This is a genomic window from Fodinicola feengrottensis, assembly GCF_010993775.1.
In the GTDB taxonomy this organism is placed as follows: Bacteria; Actinomycetota; Actinomycetes; order Mycobacteriales; family HKI-0501; genus Fodinicola; species Fodinicola feengrottensis.
Genome location: NZ_WOTO01000009.1, coordinates 1 through 15,021, shown reverse-complemented (window position 1 = coordinate 15,021; position 15,021 = coordinate 1). Strand labels below are relative to the sequence as shown.

The 15,021-nt window shown below is 68.4% G+C and carries 19 protein-coding genes and 3 pseudogenes; 13 read left to right on the top strand and 9 right to left on the bottom strand.

Features of this window, described 5'->3' with window-relative positions; genetic code table 11:
• Positions 1–134: 134 nt before the first annotated feature.
• Genes GNX96_RS10345 through GNX96_RS10335 form a run of 3 tightly spaced genes read right to left on the bottom strand, consistent with a single transcriptional unit; the run spans position 135 to position 2,118 of the window.
• Positions 135–893: a PD40 domain-containing protein gene (locus GNX96_RS10345; RefSeq protein WP_163567919.1), complete on the bottom strand. Its 759-nt coding sequence runs from the start codon at positions 891–893 to the stop codon at positions 135–137.
• A complete protein-coding gene (locus GNX96_RS10340; protein WP_163567918.1) occupies positions 890–1,504 on the bottom strand; it encodes a TolB family protein in 615 nt (204 codons plus the stop codon). Before GNX96_RS10340 ends, GNX96_RS10345 begins: the two co-directional genes overlap by 4 nt.
• Positions 1,468–2,118, bottom strand: a complete 651-nt coding sequence (locus tag GNX96_RS10335; protein WP_163567917.1) for a TolB family protein — start codon at positions 2,116–2,118, stop codon at positions 1,468–1,470. The genes GNX96_RS10340 and GNX96_RS10335 overlap by 37 nt, the downstream gene beginning before the upstream one ends.
• A 206-nt stretch (positions 2,119–2,324) precedes the next feature.
• On the opposite strand from GNX96_RS10335, the gene GNX96_RS10330 reads away from it, so the two are divergent.
• The 8 genes and pseudogenes from GNX96_RS10330 to GNX96_RS10295 all read left to right on the top strand — a co-directional run bounded on the left by GNX96_RS10330 (position 2,325) and on the right by GNX96_RS10295 (position 8,165).
• Entirely contained in the window at positions 2,325–2,564 is a 240-nt protein-coding gene (locus GNX96_RS10330; RefSeq protein WP_163567916.1) for a hypothetical protein, read from the top strand.
• Complete coding sequence (locus tag GNX96_RS10325; protein ID WP_163567915.1) at positions 2,561–4,564, top strand: glycoside hydrolase family 3 C-terminal domain-containing protein; 2,004 nt, start codon at positions 2,561–2,563, stop codon at positions 4,562–4,564. The genes GNX96_RS10330 and GNX96_RS10325 overlap by 4 nt, the downstream gene beginning before the upstream one ends.
• Complete coding sequence (locus GNX96_RS10320) at positions 4,561–5,298, top strand: fibronectin type III-like domain-contianing protein (protein ID WP_163567914.1); 738 nt, start codon at positions 4,561–4,563, stop codon at positions 5,296–5,298. The genes GNX96_RS10325 and GNX96_RS10320 overlap by 4 nt, the downstream gene beginning before the upstream one ends.
• Positions 5,295–5,720 carry a hypothetical protein gene (locus GNX96_RS10315; protein ID WP_163567913.1) on the top strand — a complete coding sequence of 142 codons (426 nt, stop codon included), beginning with the start codon at positions 5,295–5,297 and terminating at the stop codon, positions 5,718–5,720. The genes GNX96_RS10320 and GNX96_RS10315 overlap by 4 nt, the downstream gene beginning before the upstream one ends.
• A 42-nt stretch (positions 5,721–5,762) precedes the next feature.
• Positions 5,763–6,695 (top strand): annotated as a pseudogene (locus GNX96_RS10310) (glutathione S-transferase family protein); the annotation flags it as partial.
• Between the two features lie 5 nt (positions 6,696–6,700).
• Positions 6,701–7,180: a carboxylesterase family protein gene (locus GNX96_RS10305; protein WP_163567912.1), complete on the top strand. Its 480-nt coding sequence runs from the start codon at positions 6,701–6,703 to the stop codon at positions 7,178–7,180.
• 5 nt (positions 7,181–7,185) lie between these two features.
• Positions 7,186–7,584, top strand: a pseudogene (locus tag GNX96_RS63065) (carboxylesterase family protein); the annotation flags it as partial.
• A 137-nt stretch (positions 7,585–7,721) separates the two neighbouring features.
• Complete coding sequence (locus GNX96_RS10295) at positions 7,722–8,165, top strand: carboxylesterase family protein (protein WP_163567911.1); 444 nt, start codon at positions 7,722–7,724, stop codon at positions 8,163–8,165.
• A 54-nt stretch (positions 8,166–8,219) separates the two neighbouring features.
• On the opposite strand, the gene GNX96_RS10290 is transcribed toward GNX96_RS10295, so the two are convergent.
• Genes GNX96_RS10290 through GNX96_RS50535 form a run of 3 tightly spaced genes read right to left on the bottom strand, consistent with a single transcriptional unit; the run spans position 8,220 to position 9,201 of the window.
• Positions 8,220–8,693, bottom strand: a complete 474-nt coding sequence (locus GNX96_RS10290) for an NUDIX hydrolase (protein ID WP_163567910.1) — start codon at positions 8,691–8,693, stop codon at positions 8,220–8,222.
• Between the two features lie 41 nt (positions 8,694–8,734).
• Positions 8,735–9,007, bottom strand: coding sequence for a MarR family winged helix-turn-helix transcriptional regulator (locus tag GNX96_RS50540; RefSeq protein WP_279579939.1), 273 nt, complete (start codon positions 9,005–9,007; stop codon positions 8,735–8,737).
• Positions 9,004–9,201, bottom strand: a complete 198-nt coding sequence (locus tag GNX96_RS50535) for a hypothetical protein (RefSeq protein ID WP_279579938.1) — start codon at positions 9,199–9,201, stop codon at positions 9,004–9,006. The genes GNX96_RS50540 and GNX96_RS50535 overlap by 4 nt, the downstream gene beginning before the upstream one ends.
• Positions 9,202–9,275: 74 nt before the next feature.
• On the opposite strand from GNX96_RS50535, the gene GNX96_RS10280 reads away from it, so the two are divergent.
• Positions 9,276–9,650: a cupin domain-containing protein gene (locus GNX96_RS10280; protein ID WP_163567909.1), complete on the top strand. Its 375-nt coding sequence runs from the start codon at positions 9,276–9,278 to the stop codon at positions 9,648–9,650.
• A gap of 15 nt (positions 9,651–9,665) precedes the next feature.
• On the opposite strand, the gene GNX96_RS10275 is transcribed toward GNX96_RS10280, so the two are convergent.
• The 3 genes and pseudogenes from GNX96_RS10275 to GNX96_RS10265 all read right to left on the bottom strand — a co-directional run bounded on the left by GNX96_RS10275 (position 9,666) and on the right by GNX96_RS10265 (position 12,830).
• Positions 9,666–10,292 carry a hypothetical protein gene (locus GNX96_RS10275; protein WP_279579937.1) on the bottom strand — a complete coding sequence of 209 codons (627 nt, stop codon included), beginning with the start codon at positions 10,290–10,292 and terminating at the stop codon, positions 9,666–9,668.
• 131 nt (positions 10,293–10,423) lie between these two features.
• Positions 10,424–10,930 carry a hypothetical protein gene (locus tag GNX96_RS10270; protein ID WP_163567907.1) on the bottom strand — a complete coding sequence of 169 codons (507 nt, stop codon included), beginning with the start codon at positions 10,928–10,930 and terminating at the stop codon, positions 10,424–10,426.
• Positions 10,931–11,042: 112 nt separating this feature from the next.
• Positions 11,043–12,830 (bottom strand): annotated as a pseudogene (locus GNX96_RS10265) (DEDD exonuclease domain-containing protein).
• Positions 12,831–12,917: 87 nt separating this feature from the next.
• On the opposite strand from GNX96_RS10265, the gene GNX96_RS10260 reads away from it, so the two are divergent.
• From GNX96_RS10260 to GNX96_RS10245, 4 genes are all read left to right on the top strand, one after another.
• On the top strand, positions 12,918–13,157 hold the full coding sequence (locus GNX96_RS10260) for a hypothetical protein (RefSeq protein WP_279579935.1): 240 nt from the start codon (positions 12,918–12,920) through the stop codon (positions 13,155–13,157).
• Positions 13,154–13,567 (top strand): hypothetical protein, encoded by a 414-nt coding sequence (locus GNX96_RS10255; RefSeq protein ID WP_163567905.1) that lies wholly within the window; start codon positions 13,154–13,156, stop codon positions 13,565–13,567. The genes GNX96_RS10260 and GNX96_RS10255 overlap by 4 nt, the downstream gene beginning before the upstream one ends.
• Positions 13,564–14,472, top strand: coding sequence for an NYN domain-containing protein (locus GNX96_RS10250; protein WP_163567904.1), 909 nt, complete (start codon positions 13,564–13,566; stop codon positions 14,470–14,472). Before GNX96_RS10255 ends, GNX96_RS10250 begins: the two co-directional genes overlap by 4 nt.
• A gap of 302 nt (positions 14,473–14,774) precedes the next feature.
• Entirely contained in the window at positions 14,775–14,954 is a 180-nt protein-coding gene (locus GNX96_RS10245) for a hypothetical protein (protein ID WP_163567903.1), read from the top strand.
• The last annotated feature ends 67 nt before the right edge of the window (positions 14,955–15,021 follow it).

The window sequence follows — 15,021 nt, the reverse complement described above, 5'->3', positions numbered from 1 at the left end:
CTCACGTTCCTCGACCATGTCGTAGGCGGGGTCGCCAGGAGAGCGGGTGGTGGTGACGCCCAGCGACAGCCACAGCGGGCCCTGCCGAGAGCCGAGCAGCCGGCCGCCCAGATGCCGGTGGTTGTGCATGTCGATCAGTCCGGGCGCGACCGTGGCGTTCGAGGCGTCGATCCGGCGCTGCGCCGGTCGTCCCGGCTGGTGTGGTGCGACCGCGACGATCCGGTCGCCATCCACCACGACGTCGACGTTTTCCCGTACTGAGTCGGAAAGTCCGTCCCACACATCCGACCGGCGTGGATGACCGTACGCCCGGAGGGCTTGCCGGCCCGCCAGCGCAACGGTACGACGTACGACCGTCCACTGTGTCCGTCCACTGTGGTCAGTCGCAGCTCGCCGCCGACCAGGTACGAAATTGTCCTGGAGTCGCCGGCGAAACTCGGCGCGTCGGTGGGTTCATCGGTCAGCTGCCGGGCTGGTCCGGTCGGCGCGCCGGTCGCGTCGACCTGGCGTATCCAGAGCAATCCATCAACGACGAACGCGAAGAGTTTTCCGTCCGGCGACCACACCGGCCCGTCCACTCCGCGGGTAGCCAGCGATCGGTCCGGCATGATTTCCCGATAGGTGGTGGCCCCGGTGACCAGGTCGATGGTCAGCACCTGGCTGGCGCCCTCCCGGAACCGCTTCGCGTTTGGCCTGAGAGCGGCGATCGCGAGCGTACGACCGTCTTTCGAGAAAGCCGGCCGGCCCGGTGCGAACAGTGGTCCGAAGACTCTGGTGACCGCGCCCGTACGCGCGTCGGCGAGGTTGACCGTGCCGGTCTCATCGACGAAGGCCAACCGGCTGGCGTCGGGTGCCCAGGCGGGCAGGATGGCCGCGCCCGGCGCCTTGGTCAACTGCCGATGTTGCCCGTTTCCAGTGTCGTAGAGCCAAAGTTCTGGTTTTCCGGTTCGATCGCTGGCGTAGGCGATGGTTTTGCCGTCCGGCGACCAGGCCGGATCGGTGGTGAAGAAACGGTCGTTGGTGATGTTCTTGGGCTGGCACCCCAGGGCGCGACCCAGATGTCATTGAGCGCCCGGAAAGCCACCTGTTTCCCGTTCGGCGACAGCACGGGGCCGACGATCCCCTTGACCTGACGGGGAAATCCGTCGTCGCGCAGGGGGCGCCGGGCGTGATAGCTGGGTTTGGTGGCGTAAGCGGTCGCGGTGAAAGCGATCGTGTCGACGCCTGGGCCGGACAGTTTCCGGGTTTTGATGCTCCCGTCGGCGGTGTACGCGACTCGGCCGTCCGGGAAGAATCCTGGTCGCAGCGGGAAAACATCCTCGCCTGACGCGGAGACATCGGTGGGCGTCCCGCCGGCGGTCGGGATGGACCGCAGAGTGGTTTTCCCGGGAAGTGCCGACACGTAGACCAGAGTTTTGCCGTCTGGGCTGAAAGCCGGCGCGAACAGGACTTCGCCGGTCCCGCCGGTCACCACGGTGTGCCGGCCGCTGCCGTCGGCTGACACCACGTCGATTTTTTTGTTGCAGCGCTGACAAAGGCGATCAGGCTGCCGTCCGGCGCGATCGTCGGGTGGTATTCGTCCTGGTCGGCGGAGTTCACCACGACGGTGACCGCGCCGGTCGCGGGGGACAGGGAATAGATGCCGTACGTGCTGCCGTCCCGGTCCGAGGCCACCACCATCCGGCCGTCCGGACCGAAAACCGGTTCTCGGTGATCGTAGCGGCCGCTGGTCAGCTGCCGCGGTTGGCCGCCGGCCACCGGCACCACCCAGATCTGGAAACCGCCGTCCGCGTACGACTGAAACGCGAGCGTACGACCGTCCGGGGCGAAGGCCGGCCAGGTCGCGTCGGCGTCCGCGGGCAGGACGCGGGTGGCCGGGCCGCCGGCCGCGCCGAGCGTCCACAGGGTGGCCAACAGGTCGACCGCGACCGTCCGGCCGTCAGGGGAGACCGCCAGCGCCATGTCGGTGCCTTGGCGAACGGTGACCGGAAAGGTCGCCGGCTGGCCAACCGCGGTTGCCGGCGCCGGCAACAGGGCCGGCGCGACCGCCGCGGTGCCGGCGGCGGCCAGGAACCCGCGCCGGTCGAGCCGGAAGCGCCCGGGGTTTTCGGTGCTCATGCCATTTCCTCCCGTGGACAGTTCTGCCTACAGCCAACTCACCCGGCGGCGGCTGGGGCAAACCTTTTGCGGTGACCTGTCCGGAAGTGGCCGATACGCGAGCGCTGGCCGATCGGACCGTAAGCGGACAGAAAGCGTGCTTTTTTGCTGGCCAGCGGCTTACTTTGTGGTCGAAACTATCTCCGCCCGGCCGTTGGAGGACCCCCGTGTCGCGCAAACTCCACCTCGTCACGCTTGGCCGGATCGCCGCGATCGGCGTTCTGCTGGTTGGCGCGGCCGTTTCCGGGTCACCGGCGGTCGCCGCTGACCGGCCGTGGCTGGACGCCCGTCAGCCGATCGAGCAGCGCGTCGACAGCCTGATGACGCAGCTGACGATCGACGAGGAGGCGACCCTGCTGCAGGGCGTCGACGCGCGCCGGCCGGCACGCACGCGGTCGGATATGTGAACGGCATCCCGCGCCTGGGTATCCCGCCGCAGCTGCTTTCGGACGGGCCCGCCGGCGTACGGGACGGCACACCGGCCACCTCGCTGCCGGCGCCGGTGTCGCTCGCGGCGGCGAGTTTCGACCAGAACCTCGCCCACCAGTACGGCGCGGTGATGGGCGACGAGGCGGCCCGGCGCGGCTACGAGGCGCTCTATTCGCCGATGGTCAATATTGTCCGGATCCCGAACGGCGGGCGGAATTTCGAGACCCTGGGCGAGGATCCGGCGCTGGCCGGCAGCATCGGGACCGGCGAGGTGGCCGGCATTCAGTCCCAGCAAGTGGCCGCGCAGGTCAAGCACTTCGCGGCGAACAACCAGGAGGACGGCCGGACGACCACCTCGTCCGATGTGGACGAACGTACGTTGCACGAGATCTACCTGCCGGCTTTCGAGGACACCGTGAAAAACGGCAAGGCCTGGTCGTTGATGATGTGCGCGTACAACAAAGTCAACGGCACGTACGCGTGTGAGAACTACCCACTGCTGCACGACGTTCTCAAGGACGACTGGAATTTTGACGGAGTGGTGGGTTCGGACTACCCAGCGACCCACAGCACGGTCGCGAGCGCACAGGCCGGTCTTGACCAGGAATTCGGCGGATCCACTTACTATTCGCAGCTGGCCGCGGCCGTACGAGCCGGTCAGCTGGCGAAATCGGTGCTCGACGACCACGCTCGCCGGGTGGTGCGGATGATGTTCCGGGCCGGCCTTTTCGACAACACCCGGCCGACCGGCGCGCCGGACGTGAACGCGCATGCCGCCTTCGCTCGGCAAGCGGCGACCGATGGCAGTGTGTTGCTCAAAAACAACGGCGCATTACCTTTCTCGGCGGCGGCAACGAAATCCGTCGCGGTGATCGGTCCGTACGGCAACACCGTCCCGGCCGGCGGCGGCAGCTCGAGAGTGACGCCGTATCACACGGTCACCCCGGTTCAAGGCATCACGGATCGCCTCGGAGCCGGCGCGAAAGTCTCGTACACGCTGGGATCCAGCGGGTCGTCCGCCGCACCGCCCATTCCCGCATCGGCTTTCACCCACCTGTCTGGTGCCTATTTCGCCAACCAGACCTTGTCCGGCGATCCGGTGGTGACCCGCGACGATCCGCAGGTCGACTTCGACTGGGGCCAGGGCGCACCCGCCGATGGCCTGCCGGTCGACCATTTTTCGGCGCGCTGGACCGGAACCCTGACGGCGCCGAGCACTGGCGCGTACACGGTCGGCCTGACCAGCGATGACGGCAGTCGGCTGTATGTCGACGGCAAGCTGGTCATCGACAACTGGCGAGACCAGGCCGCCAACACCGAAACCGCGGTGCTGAATCTGACCGCGGGCGAAGCCCATCAGGTGAAGGTGGAGTATTACGAAAATGGCGGCGACGCCAGCGTTTCGCTCGGCTGGACGCTGCCCGGCGCGCAGGACCCGGAGATTCTCGCAGCCGTCGCGGCAGCGAAAGCCGCCGATGTGGCGGTCGTCGTGGTGGGCGAGATCTCGTCCGAGGGCAGCGACCGTACGACCCTTTCCTTGCCTGGCACGCAAGACGCGCTGGTGGACGCGGTGACCAAGGCGAACCCACGGACCGTGGTGGTGCTGAACAACGGCGGTCCGGTGCTGATGCCGTGGCTGACGTCCGCGCCCGCGGTGCTGGAAATGTGGTATCCGGGCGAGGAAGACGGCAACGCGCTGGCCGCCATGCTGTTCGGCGATCGCGAGCCAGGTGGCCGGCTGCCGGTGACTTTTCCCACCGATGCGGCACACACTCCGATCGCGGGCCCGCCGCAGTATCCGGCGCAGGATGGTCACTATGTCTACAGCGAGAAACTGAACGTCGGCTACCGCTGGTACGACGCGACCGGCACCGCGCCGTTGTTCCCGTTCGGGTTTGGGCTCGGCTACACGACTTTTGCCTACTCGGGCCTGCAAGTCAGTCCGGGCTGCTGCTGCCCGGCGGCTCGGCGCAGGTGAGCGTACGGGTGCGCAACACCGGGAAACGGGCCGGCACGGAGACTGTCCAGCTCTACCTCGGATCGCCGGCGGCCGCGGGTGAGCCGCCGCACGCGCTCAAGAAGTTCCAGAAGGTGACGGTGGCCGCCGGCGCCAGCCAGGTCGTACGTTTTACCTTGAAAGCCAGCGATCTGGCGGTCTGGGACACCGTCACGCATCAATCGTCCACAGTGGACGGCGTTTATCAGGTCTCGGTCGGATCGTCGTCGCGGGATATTCGGGCGACCGCGCCGCTGCGCGTACCACTGACGCTTGGCGCGCAGTCCATTGACGTGAGCGCGCCCGTGTTGGCCGCGGCCGGCACGACCGTGACCGTCACCGGAACCCTGCGCAACACCGGCGATCTGCCCTTGCTGGCCGCGACGGTCGCGCTGACCACGCCGGCTGGCTGGCCGTCGGTCGGGGCGCAGCAGGGGAAATTCGGTAGCACCACACGGAACCGCGACCGTCACCTGGCACGCACGGGTGCCCGCGGGCGCGCCGGCCGGGGCGTCGCGGCTCACCGCGACGGCACGGTGGGTCGGCGGCGCCCGCCAGTCGGCGACTGGCACGGCGACCGTGGGCATTCCGTACGCCTCCTTGGCGGCGGCGTACAACGGCACCGGCATCAGCGACGACACGAATCCGGCGGCTGGCAACTTCGACGGCTCCGGCTACAGTTTTTTCCGCGCAGTCGCTGGCAAGTGTCGGAGTGAGCCCGGGTGTTTCAATCGCCTATGGCGGTTTGGCGTACTCATGGCCGACCGCCGCCGCCGGTACGCCGGACATGGTCACCGCGCACGGGCAGGCGATCGCGTTGAGCGGCACCGGTACGACCCTGGGCCTGCTTGGATCTGCCAACAACGGCACCGATTCCGGGCCGGTCACCGTGACGTACACCGACGGCACCACCAACAGCGGCACGGTCACTTTCGCTGACTGGTACGCCAATGCCGCTGTGCCGGGCTGCGCTTTGGCCGTCACCACCCCGAACTGGAACCAGCCGCCGAACGGCATCGGCCCGCACGCCGTGTCGCTCTACACCAGCACGGTCGCGCTCACCCCGGGCAAAACGGTCGCCGCCGTCACCCTCCCGGACGAGAGCCGCCTGCACGTCTTCGCCGCCACCATCGGCTAGGGCGTGTCGCCTTGGCGCAGGGGGAGTGGGAGGCTGGTGGGCATGGCGCAGTTTGTGGCGGAGACCTCCAAGGCCGGCGCGTTCGTCCGGCAGCCCAACCACTTCACCGACCGGGTGACGGCGGACGGTTCGTCCGGTTATCCGGTCGAGTCCGGCTGTTACCGGCTTTTCGTCAGCCTGGCGTGCCCGTGGGCGCATCGGGCGATCATCGTGCGGCGGCTGCTCGGCCTCGACGAGCACATCTCGCTGGGCATCGTCGACCCGATCCGGGACGAGAAGGGCTGGCGGTTCACCCTCGACGAGGGCGGTCGTCGCGATCGATCCGGTGACTGGCGCGGCCTACCTTTCCGAGCTCTACTTGGCATCCGACCCGTCGTTCAGTGGCCGCTGGACCGTACCCACCTTCTACGACACCAAAACTCAGCGGATCGTCACCAACGACTACCCGCAGATCACGCTTGACTTCTCGACTCAGTGGCGGTCGCTGCACAAATCCGGCGCGCCGGACCTTTACCCGGCAACGCTGCGGGCCGACATCGACGCGGTCAACGCCGACGTGTACGCGGACGTCAACAACGGTGTTTACCGGTGCGGGTTCGCGGACAGCCAACAGGCGTACGAAGAGGCGTACGAACGACTTTTCCACCGCCTGGACGTGCCGTCCGAGCGGCTTTCTCATCAGCGCTATATCTGGTGGGCGACCAGCTCACCGAGGCCGACATCCGGTTTTTCACCACACTTGTACGCTTCGACGCAGTCTACCACGGCCATTTCAAGGCCAATCGGCAAAAACTCGCGGAGTTTCCGGTTTTGTGGGCGTACGCGAGAGATTTGTTCCAGACACCGGGCGTCGGGGAGACAGTCGATTTCGACCAGATCAAACGGCACTACTACGCGACGCACCTGAATATCAACCCGACCGGGATCGTGCCGGTTGGCCCCGACGTATCCGGTTGGCAGACTCCTCATGGACGTGTCTGATGGATCGACTCGTACGCATCGACAGGGGAACCGTCCGCGGCGATGAGGTGGACGGTGTCGTCGCCTTCAAAAGCATCCCGTACGCGGCAGCGCCGGTCGGGGCCGGTCGTTTCGCGCTCCCGCAGCCGCCGACCTGGTCAGGGGAGTGGGACGCTCGACAGTCAGGGCCCACCGCGCCGCAAGCCAGTGGGAGACTGCCGGGCCTGAACTTGACCAGCCTGCTCGATGTGGGCTGGGTAGCCGGGCCGGACTACCTCAGTGCGAGCGTGTGGACGCCGGGTGGCGGTGGGTTGCCGGTGCTGGTTTTCGTCCACGGCGGCGCTTTCGTCGGCGGTTCTGGCACGGCTTCGGGATATGGCGGAACGGCGTTCGCACGTGACGGTGTGGTGCTGGTCAGTATCAACTATCGACTCGGCGTGCCCGGCTTCGCGGCGATTCCGGGTGCACCGAACAATCGCGGACTCTACGACCAGAGATAGCCGCTTTGCAATGGGTACGGGAGAACATCGCGGCTTTCGGTGGCGATCCCGACAATGTCACGATTTTCGGCGAGTCGGCCGGCGGGATCTCGGTGGCGACCCTGGTGGCAGGTGCTCCGGAAGGGCTGTTTCGGCGAGCCATCTGCGAAAGCGGCGGCGGATCGCATGCACTGACTGAGCCGCAGGCTGCCGCGGTCACCGCGGCTTTGGTCGGACATTTGGGCGTACCAGCGGAAGATTTCGCCGAAGTGTCCGATGTGGACCTGGTGGCGGCGGTGGCCTGGTTGGGCACTCAACGGCTGGACCTGCGGGTGGACGGCGTCGCCGATCCGTTGATGGGCCTCGCGAAGTTCGGGCCGGTGATCGACGGGGACCTGCTGGACGGCCAGCCGGTTGGTGCTCTCGCGCCGGGCGTCGAGGTGATGGTGGGTAACAACGCCGACGAGATAAACCTCTATGCCGTCGCGCTGCCCGCGCCGCCGCTGGACGCGGACGCGCGCTGCGGCTTGCGGTTTCCCGGCTGCACCCCGATCCGGACGCCGTGGTCGAGGCGTACCGATCGGCAGGGCGAGGCGGCACGCTGGCCGAGCTGCTGGCCGCGATCGGCACCGACTACGTGTTCGGCATCCCGGCCCTGCGGATGGCCGACGCGCACGCCGCGCAGCCGGCCGGCACCTGGCGATACGAGTTCACCTGGCGGTCACCGGCGTACGAGGGCCGGCTCGGCGCCTGCCATGGGCTGGAGCTGCCATTCGTGTTCGACACCGTCAGCACTGTCGACCACGGCTCGTTGGGCGTCCCGGACAACGACGAAACCCGTGCGCTGGCAACGGAAATCCACGCCGCCTGGGTGGCTTTCGCGCTTACCGGAGACCCCGGCTGGCCGCGGTACACCCCGGCCGACCCTGTCGTGCGGCGCCTCGGTCCGGACCCGGGCACCGCGGTCGACGGCCCCGAACGCTCCCTCTGGTCCGGCATCCGCTAACCCAGCGAATGTGACGGCACGGTTCGCAAAATCGAGCCGTTACATTCGATGGGGCTACGACGTGATGCCGTAGTGGCCCAGGAGGTTGGCGGTGGGGCGGCTCAGCGGCGGGAGCTGGCCGATCCGATACCAGCCGGCCTCGATCACCTCGACCGGGTCCGGATCGACCTGGACGCTGCTGGACACCGTCGCGGTGAAGACGCAGTCGACCTGCTGGGTGCGCGGGTTCACCATCGCCGACGGCACCGCCTGGGTGAGCTGGTCGGGGCGCAGCCTCACGCCGGTCTCCTCCCGGAGCTCGCGGGCCGCCGCGTCCACCGGCGTCTCCCGTTTGTTGATCAGCCCGCCGGGCAGCGACCAGCCGCGGTTCGGCGGCTGCCGGAGCATCAGCAACCGGTCGTTTTCGTCCCGGAGCAACACCACCGAGCCGACCGTGTAGTTCGGGGTCACCGCCCGAACCAGGTGTTTCTTCATTTTCTTCGGCAGCTTGCCGAAAAGTGTGTACGCGTGGTGTTTGACTCGCTGCATCAGGCTTCCCGGCACCCGTCCAGGTTATTCCGCCGGCCGGATCACCAGACAGGGCGCAGGGGCGGAACCGCGTCGCCGGCCAGCTCACGGACCAGCCTGGCCAACTCGACCCGGAGAACGGCCAGGTCCGCGTCGCCGCCGGCCAGTTGCGCCTCCAGGCGATGCAGCACCTCGCCGGCGACGGCCAGGTGTTCGCGCGCCGTGTCGGTCAGTACGACCAAGCGGCGTCGGCCGCCTTCGGGATGCGGCTGCCGGCGTACGTAACCGCGGCTCTCCAGGTCGTCGACGATCTGCCCGGCGGCCTGCTTGGTCACCCCGAGCTGCTCGGCAAGCTCGGTCGAGTCGACCCGTTTGTCTTCAACGCCTGGAAAACCATGCCGTGGACGGGCCGCAGGTCCGGATATCCGGCGGCAGCTGTACGGCTGACAAACTCCTGCAGCACGACCTGGAAAGCCAGCCCGAGCAGGATCGTCAGCTCGGTGTGCGCCAACGGGTCATCTGTTCTCACCCGGCCATCTTGACACAGTCGAGTCAAGCGACTTTAATTCGATTCGAGTAAAGACACTTTACATAGGAGATTCGATGCGCGTGATCAGCGAGACCGAGGATCGTACGGTCACCACCCCGAACGCCGTGATGGCATCCCTGGCCGGCCCGAGCCAGGGCAGCGCGGCCCTGTCGACCTGGTCCGTACGGATGGCCGCGGGTGCCAGTGGGCCGGTGCACATCATCGACCGGGAGCAGGTGTGGATGCTGCTGTCGGGCGCGCTCGCCTTCACCGCGGACGGCGAAACCGGCACCGCGACAGCCGGGCAGGCGGTGGTCGTACCAGCCGGCGTGACCCGGCAGATCCGGGCCGGCGACACCCCGGCCGAGGCGCTGGTGTGCATGCCGGTCGGCGGCCAGGTCACCGTGCCGGGCGACGATTCGTGGCGCCCGTTGCCCTGGGGGCAATGAGGGAAATCCCGTTGGCTAGCCGAAAATCTTCCGGGTGGGGGACGGCCACGCGGTCTCGGCGGTGGCCGTCACCCGGACCCGGCCGCGGGTGTGTTCGGCGATCGCGGTCGCCGTCGCTTCGGTACGGGATGACAGGCACGGCACCAGCAGGTCCGCGCCGGCTATTTCCCGGAGCTCACGCAGGATTTTCCGCTGTTCCAAGGGAAGCGCTCGTACGTCCGCATCGGTCAGGCTGACGGTGAGCTTCAGGCACCGGAACGGCCAGCGAGTCAACGGCCCAGCTGGGCAGACGCCGAGCTGGGCGGCCTGCACGTACCCCCACGGCACCAACACGGTCGATATCGACGCGCCGACACCGATGTCCAGGCCGTACTGGCTGATGCCGGCGAGCCGCGGCATCAGACCGATGGCGTATCGAGGCGCCAGGAAGCCGAGCAGTACAGCCAGGGCCAGCAACGGCCCGGGCAAGGCCAGGTAGGTGAGCGTCCAGAGCGGCACCGCGCCGGTCCTGGCCGAGGTGTCTCCGAGCAGCACGGCCAGGAAGGTGGCCGCCAAAGCCAGCCACACGGCCATCACCCGGAGCCGCAGGGCCAGCGGGGCGATGACCGGCATCACGGCGCCGGCCTTGAACAGCACGGCCAACGGTGGCCCGGTGGTGCCGGGCGGGCAAGGCGGTGACCAATCCGAGCCGACCGCCGGTGAACTGGTGCAGCGCCTGGTCAATCTGCTTCGGCCCCGCCGGTTTCATCCGCACCGAGACGTACGTGCCGCCCTCATCGGCGCCGACGCTGACGATCGGGCCACGCCGTGGCGGGGTGCTCTCCAGTCCTGCGATGCGAAAACAGACCACGTGCCGGGTGGGTTTGCGGCGGCGACCCAACCTCGGTCACCGTGTCCCAGCCGAAAACTCGCGGCCGCTGGCCGGGCAGTCGCACCCAAAGGCCGGCTTCGGACATCCGCAGCGCGGTCGGCGCCAGCAGTACCGGGGCCGTACGGACCAGCAACAGCACAAAAAAAAACGCCAGTGTCACGGCCGGTCCGACGGCGGTGGCCAGCACGTACGGCAGCGGCCAGCGCTGACTCGCGGTGGTGGCGAAAGGGCCCAAACACCACAACCCGTACAAGACAAGCAGGACCGGCCCGAGCAGGAAACCGATCGGCTGGTGACGCAGGGTGTACGTGTTCGTGGTGTCCTCTTTTCCGCGCTGGCCGGCTGATCCTAGTGGTCTGTCTTTGATTTGGCACGGCGGTTCCGGCGCCCAGAAGCCGGCTGGGCACACCGGTGAACCGCCCCCATACGACCAGGTATGAGGGCGATCCCCCGGCGCACCCAGACCGACTTCTGGATCACCGGACCCGCCATCCAAATCAAATACAGACCACTAGCCAGCGTTAAGCGGACGCGCGGGCGGGGCGGTGTAGCGGGCGCAGGCCGCGGCGATCGGCGAAGGGATCGGCGCTGTCGCTGGCGGAGTCGACTCGGTCCAGCAGGCCGCGCCAGCGCTCGGCGGCGTGGCGTGGGGGCATCGCCCAGGTGCCGTCGATCGCCACCACCTTGACATCGGAAAGCAGTAACCAGGCCAAAATTCGCTCGGTCTCCTCGCCCGACGCGGACGGCGTCGGGCCGATGCCGGGCAGCACTGTCTCCGCGGTGGCGCGCAGCATGTCGACCACCGGCCAGGGCGGCGCCCCGCGGCCGGCCACCCCGGCGGCGGCCAGCCGGCCGTGTCGTACCAGCGAGATTTCCCAGCCACCGTTGCCATCCGGGCGGGCCGCCACCAGCTCCGGCACCGCCGCCGTGATGGCCCGCAGCCGTTGGGTCCGCAGAACGGCCCTCAGGAAGGCGGCCAGCCGGTCGCGGGCCGCGGGCGGCGTCCCTCGTACCGAAGGGCACCGCGCAGCGTTTCGATGCGTTTTAGTAGCCGGTGCACGATAATCCCGGGATCGTCGAGCACCGCCTGCCGGAAGATGTCCGCGTGAAATGCGTACGCCTCCACGGACTCGCGGTGCTCACAGGGCGCTCCGCAGCGGCCGATTTCGGCCAGTGCGCAGGCCGACGACGGCTTGCGGACGGACAGTTTTTTCGTACATTGCCGCAACGGGACGGCATCGTGGATGGCCGTCATGGCCGACTCGACCTGTCGGCGGGACGAGAACGGGCCGAGGCAGTCGGTGTCTCGCGGACTGCGCACAATGGACAGTCGCGGATACGCCTCATCGGTCAGAACCAGCCAAAAAGTGCGCTCGGGATATTTCGACCGGCGATTGTAGGGTGGCTTGTGGGCCGCGATGATCCGCAGCTCGCGCACCTCGGCTTCCAGCGAATGCGCACATTCCAACGCTTCCACGCGGTCGGCGGCCGCGATCATCTCGGCCATCCGGCTGCGTTGCTCGCTGGACACGAAATACTGCCGGACGCGGGCCCGCATGTGTTTGCTCGTACCAACATAGAGCGCGCGGTCGTTCGCGTCGCGGAACACATAAACCCCGGGGCCGTCCGGCACCCCGTCGGCCAGGTGCCGTTTTCGTCGCTGTGCCTCGGAAACCTGCTGGGTGAAGGTCTGCAGCTCGTCGAGCGTCTGGACGCCGACGTTGCCGATCCGCTCCAGCAGCCCGTGCAACACGTCGACGGTCGCCTGCGCGTCGGCCAACGCGCGGTGGCACGGCTCCACTTTGGTACGGAAAAACCGGGAAAGTGTGGAGAGTTTGCAGTTCGGCGTCTCGTCCCTGGTCAGCACCCGGCGGGCCAGCACGGCCGTGTCGACCTTGCGAAAACCCGGCCAGCGGATGCCGTGTGCGGCGCAGGCGGCCTGCAGGAAGCCGAGGTCGAACGGTGCGTTGTGGGCCACCAGCACGCTGCCGGCGGGCGAACTCCAGGAACGCCGGCAGCACCGTGTCGATGGTCGGCGCGGGCACCACCATCGCGTTGGTGATCCCGGTCAGCACGGTGATGAAGGGCGGAATCTCGTATCCAGGGTTGACCAGTGTCTGGAACTCGCCCAGCACCTCGCCGCCGCGGACTTTCACCGCGCCGATCTCGGTGATCTGACTGTCCACAGGGGACCCACCGGTGGTTTCCAGGTCGACGACCACAAAAGTGATGTCCCGCAGCGGCTCGCCGAGCGAGTCGAAGGTGTCCTGGACATATCGCGGTGCGGAACCGGCGCCAGGACGAGACATACCCAGACCGTAGGAGTCGGGTCCGACAAAACCGGTGGACCGACACGCGACAATCCGTAGCCGGATGCGACACTCGCTGGCATGTCGATGCCCACCGAGCACACCCGCTGGCGCTGCGGTCAGTGCGGAAACCTGACCCGATTCGACGTCACCAGGACGGTGCGGAGCAGGGAATACGTGCATGTCGACCTGGCCGGCGAGGGGTCCGTGCAAGAGCGCGAGGTGCTCGCCGAGACGGTCGAGCGAGTGGTCTGCCGGTGGTGCCAGGGAACGGACACGGTCGTCGTGGTGCCGCGTCCGGATGCCGAAGAGGCACCGTCTCAGTGACCGACCGGGCGCCCGTCGTCCTCCCGGAGGAGATCCGCCGCCGGGTCGTGTCGTACGCGTCGGACGCCCTCGGCCACCTGCCGCTCGACCAGATTCCCGGCCCGTTGCGGGCGATCGCCCGGTTCACCCCGAGCCGGCGGGTCCGGCATGCGGCCGCCGAGATTGTGTCGCTGCTGGCCACCGATGACGACTTCCGTGAGCGGATCGGTGAACTGATCGCGCAGGCCTCCGGCGAGCTGGGCAAGGCCGTGTCGGCCGGCGCCGTTCCGGCCGCGGCGGACCCGGTGGAAGTCGCCGCGCTGACCTACCTCGTACGCCCGGAGGGCTGGCACGACCAGCTGGAGGCGTTGCTCGCGGACGTAGAGGGCGCCAGGGCGAGGTCGCGCACGCCGGCCAGGCCGACGAGGTGAGTCGGCTCCGCGAACAGCTGGAGACGGCCCGTACGCAGCATCGCGCCGAGGTCGAGAAGCTCCGCGAGCAGGCCAGGTCGGCTCGCAAGGAGGCCGAGGAGGCGCAGTCCCGGATCCGGGAGCTGACCCGGGCAGCTCGGGCCGCGCAGACCGAGGCGGACAAGGCGAACGCGGCCGCTTCCACCGAGCGCGGCCGGCTGGCCGCCGCCCGCAGCGAGGGGGACGCGGAGGTGCGCCGGCTGCGGGCCCGGGTGGCCGAGGTGGAGGACGCGCTCCGGTCCGCCCGGCAGGCCACTCGGGAGGAGCGGTCCGTCGACGAGGCACGTCTCTGGCTGCTGTTGGAGACCATCAACCAAGCCTCCCGTGGCCTGCAGCGCGAGCTCGCCATCAACCGCCCCGACACGATGCCGGCCGACGCGGTCGCCAGCGAACAGCAGCTGGCCAGCGGCGGCGGCGCGGTGGGGGAGCCGGCCGTCCGTGGCCTCAACGCCGACGATCCCGCCTGGCTGGACCAGCTGCTGGCGCTGCCGACCGCGCACCTGATCGTGGACGGCTACAACGTCACCAAGACCGGCTTCGCGCAGCTCTCGCTGGAACGCCAGCGCGGCCGGCTGATTTCCGCGATGGGCGTGCTGGCGGCCCGTACCGGCGCGGAGACCACCATCGTCTTCGACGGCAACGGCGTGGCCGCTCCCACCGGTCCGCTGCCACGCCGCGTACGAGTCCTGTTCAGCCCCGCCGGCGTCACCGCCGACGAGGTGATCCGCCGACTGGCCCGAGCCGAACCCGCTGGCCGCCCAGTGATCGTCGTGTCGTCTGACCGCGAAGTCGCCGAGGGCGTACGCCGCGCCGGTGGGTACGTGGTGACGTCCGCGCTGCTCGTACGGCGAATGTCCCGCTCCTGAACAGTGTTGACGCAATCGGAATCCGATTGCGTCAACGGTGTTCAGGAGGCGGTTGGCCGAATGTGGCGGGACCTTCGCGAGGGTGACGCTCTGAGGTGACAATGTCGGCCCTGTTGCCAGTGGGGCTGGTGTGACGCCCGTCAATCAGCGTGACGATGGGGCGTACGAGAGAGAGCGGCCGGAATTGTCGTACCCCACCCCTAGCGTGGGTGTTGTCAAGGAACGACGCCAGTGCGGAGGGTGACATGCTGATCGACTGCGACACGTGCGTGGGCCGGGGGCGCAGCTGCGGAGAGTGCGTCGTGAGCATTCTGCTGGAGCAGGCGCCGATGGCTGGTCCGGGCCTGGCCCGGCGTCCGAGTGGGTTCCGCTCCGCCGAGCAGCGGCTGGACCCGGCGGCGATCGTCGAGGCGCCGGCCGGCGGGTTCGACGGGCAGATGCGGTTGGCGATCTCGCGTGCTGTTGGATGTCCGGCTAGTTGACGAAAAAGGGATGAAGAGAGCCGCTCCCGGGCGCGTACGAGGGGCCCCGGGTACCCTGTTCGGCATC

Coding starts and splice junctions, on each gene's coding strand:
- GNX96_RS10335 (WP_163567917.1), bottom strand. CDS start 2,118: ATGAGCACCGAAAACCCCGGGCGCTTCCGGCTCGACCGGCGCGGGTTC.
- GNX96_RS10305 (WP_163567912.1), top strand. CDS start 6,701: ATGGATCGACTCGTACGCATCGACAGGGGAACCGTCCGCGGCGATGAG.
- GNX96_RS10290 (WP_163567910.1), bottom strand. CDS start 8,693: ATGCAGCGAGTCAAACACCACGCGTACACACTTTTCGGCAAGCTGCCG.
- GNX96_RS10280 (WP_163567909.1), top strand. CDS start 9,276: ATGCGCGTGATCAGCGAGACCGAGGATCGTACGGTCACCACCCCGAAC.
- GNX96_RS10260 (WP_279579935.1), top strand. CDS start 12,918: ATGCCCACCGAGCACACCCGCTGGCGCTGCGGTCAGTGCGGAAACCTG.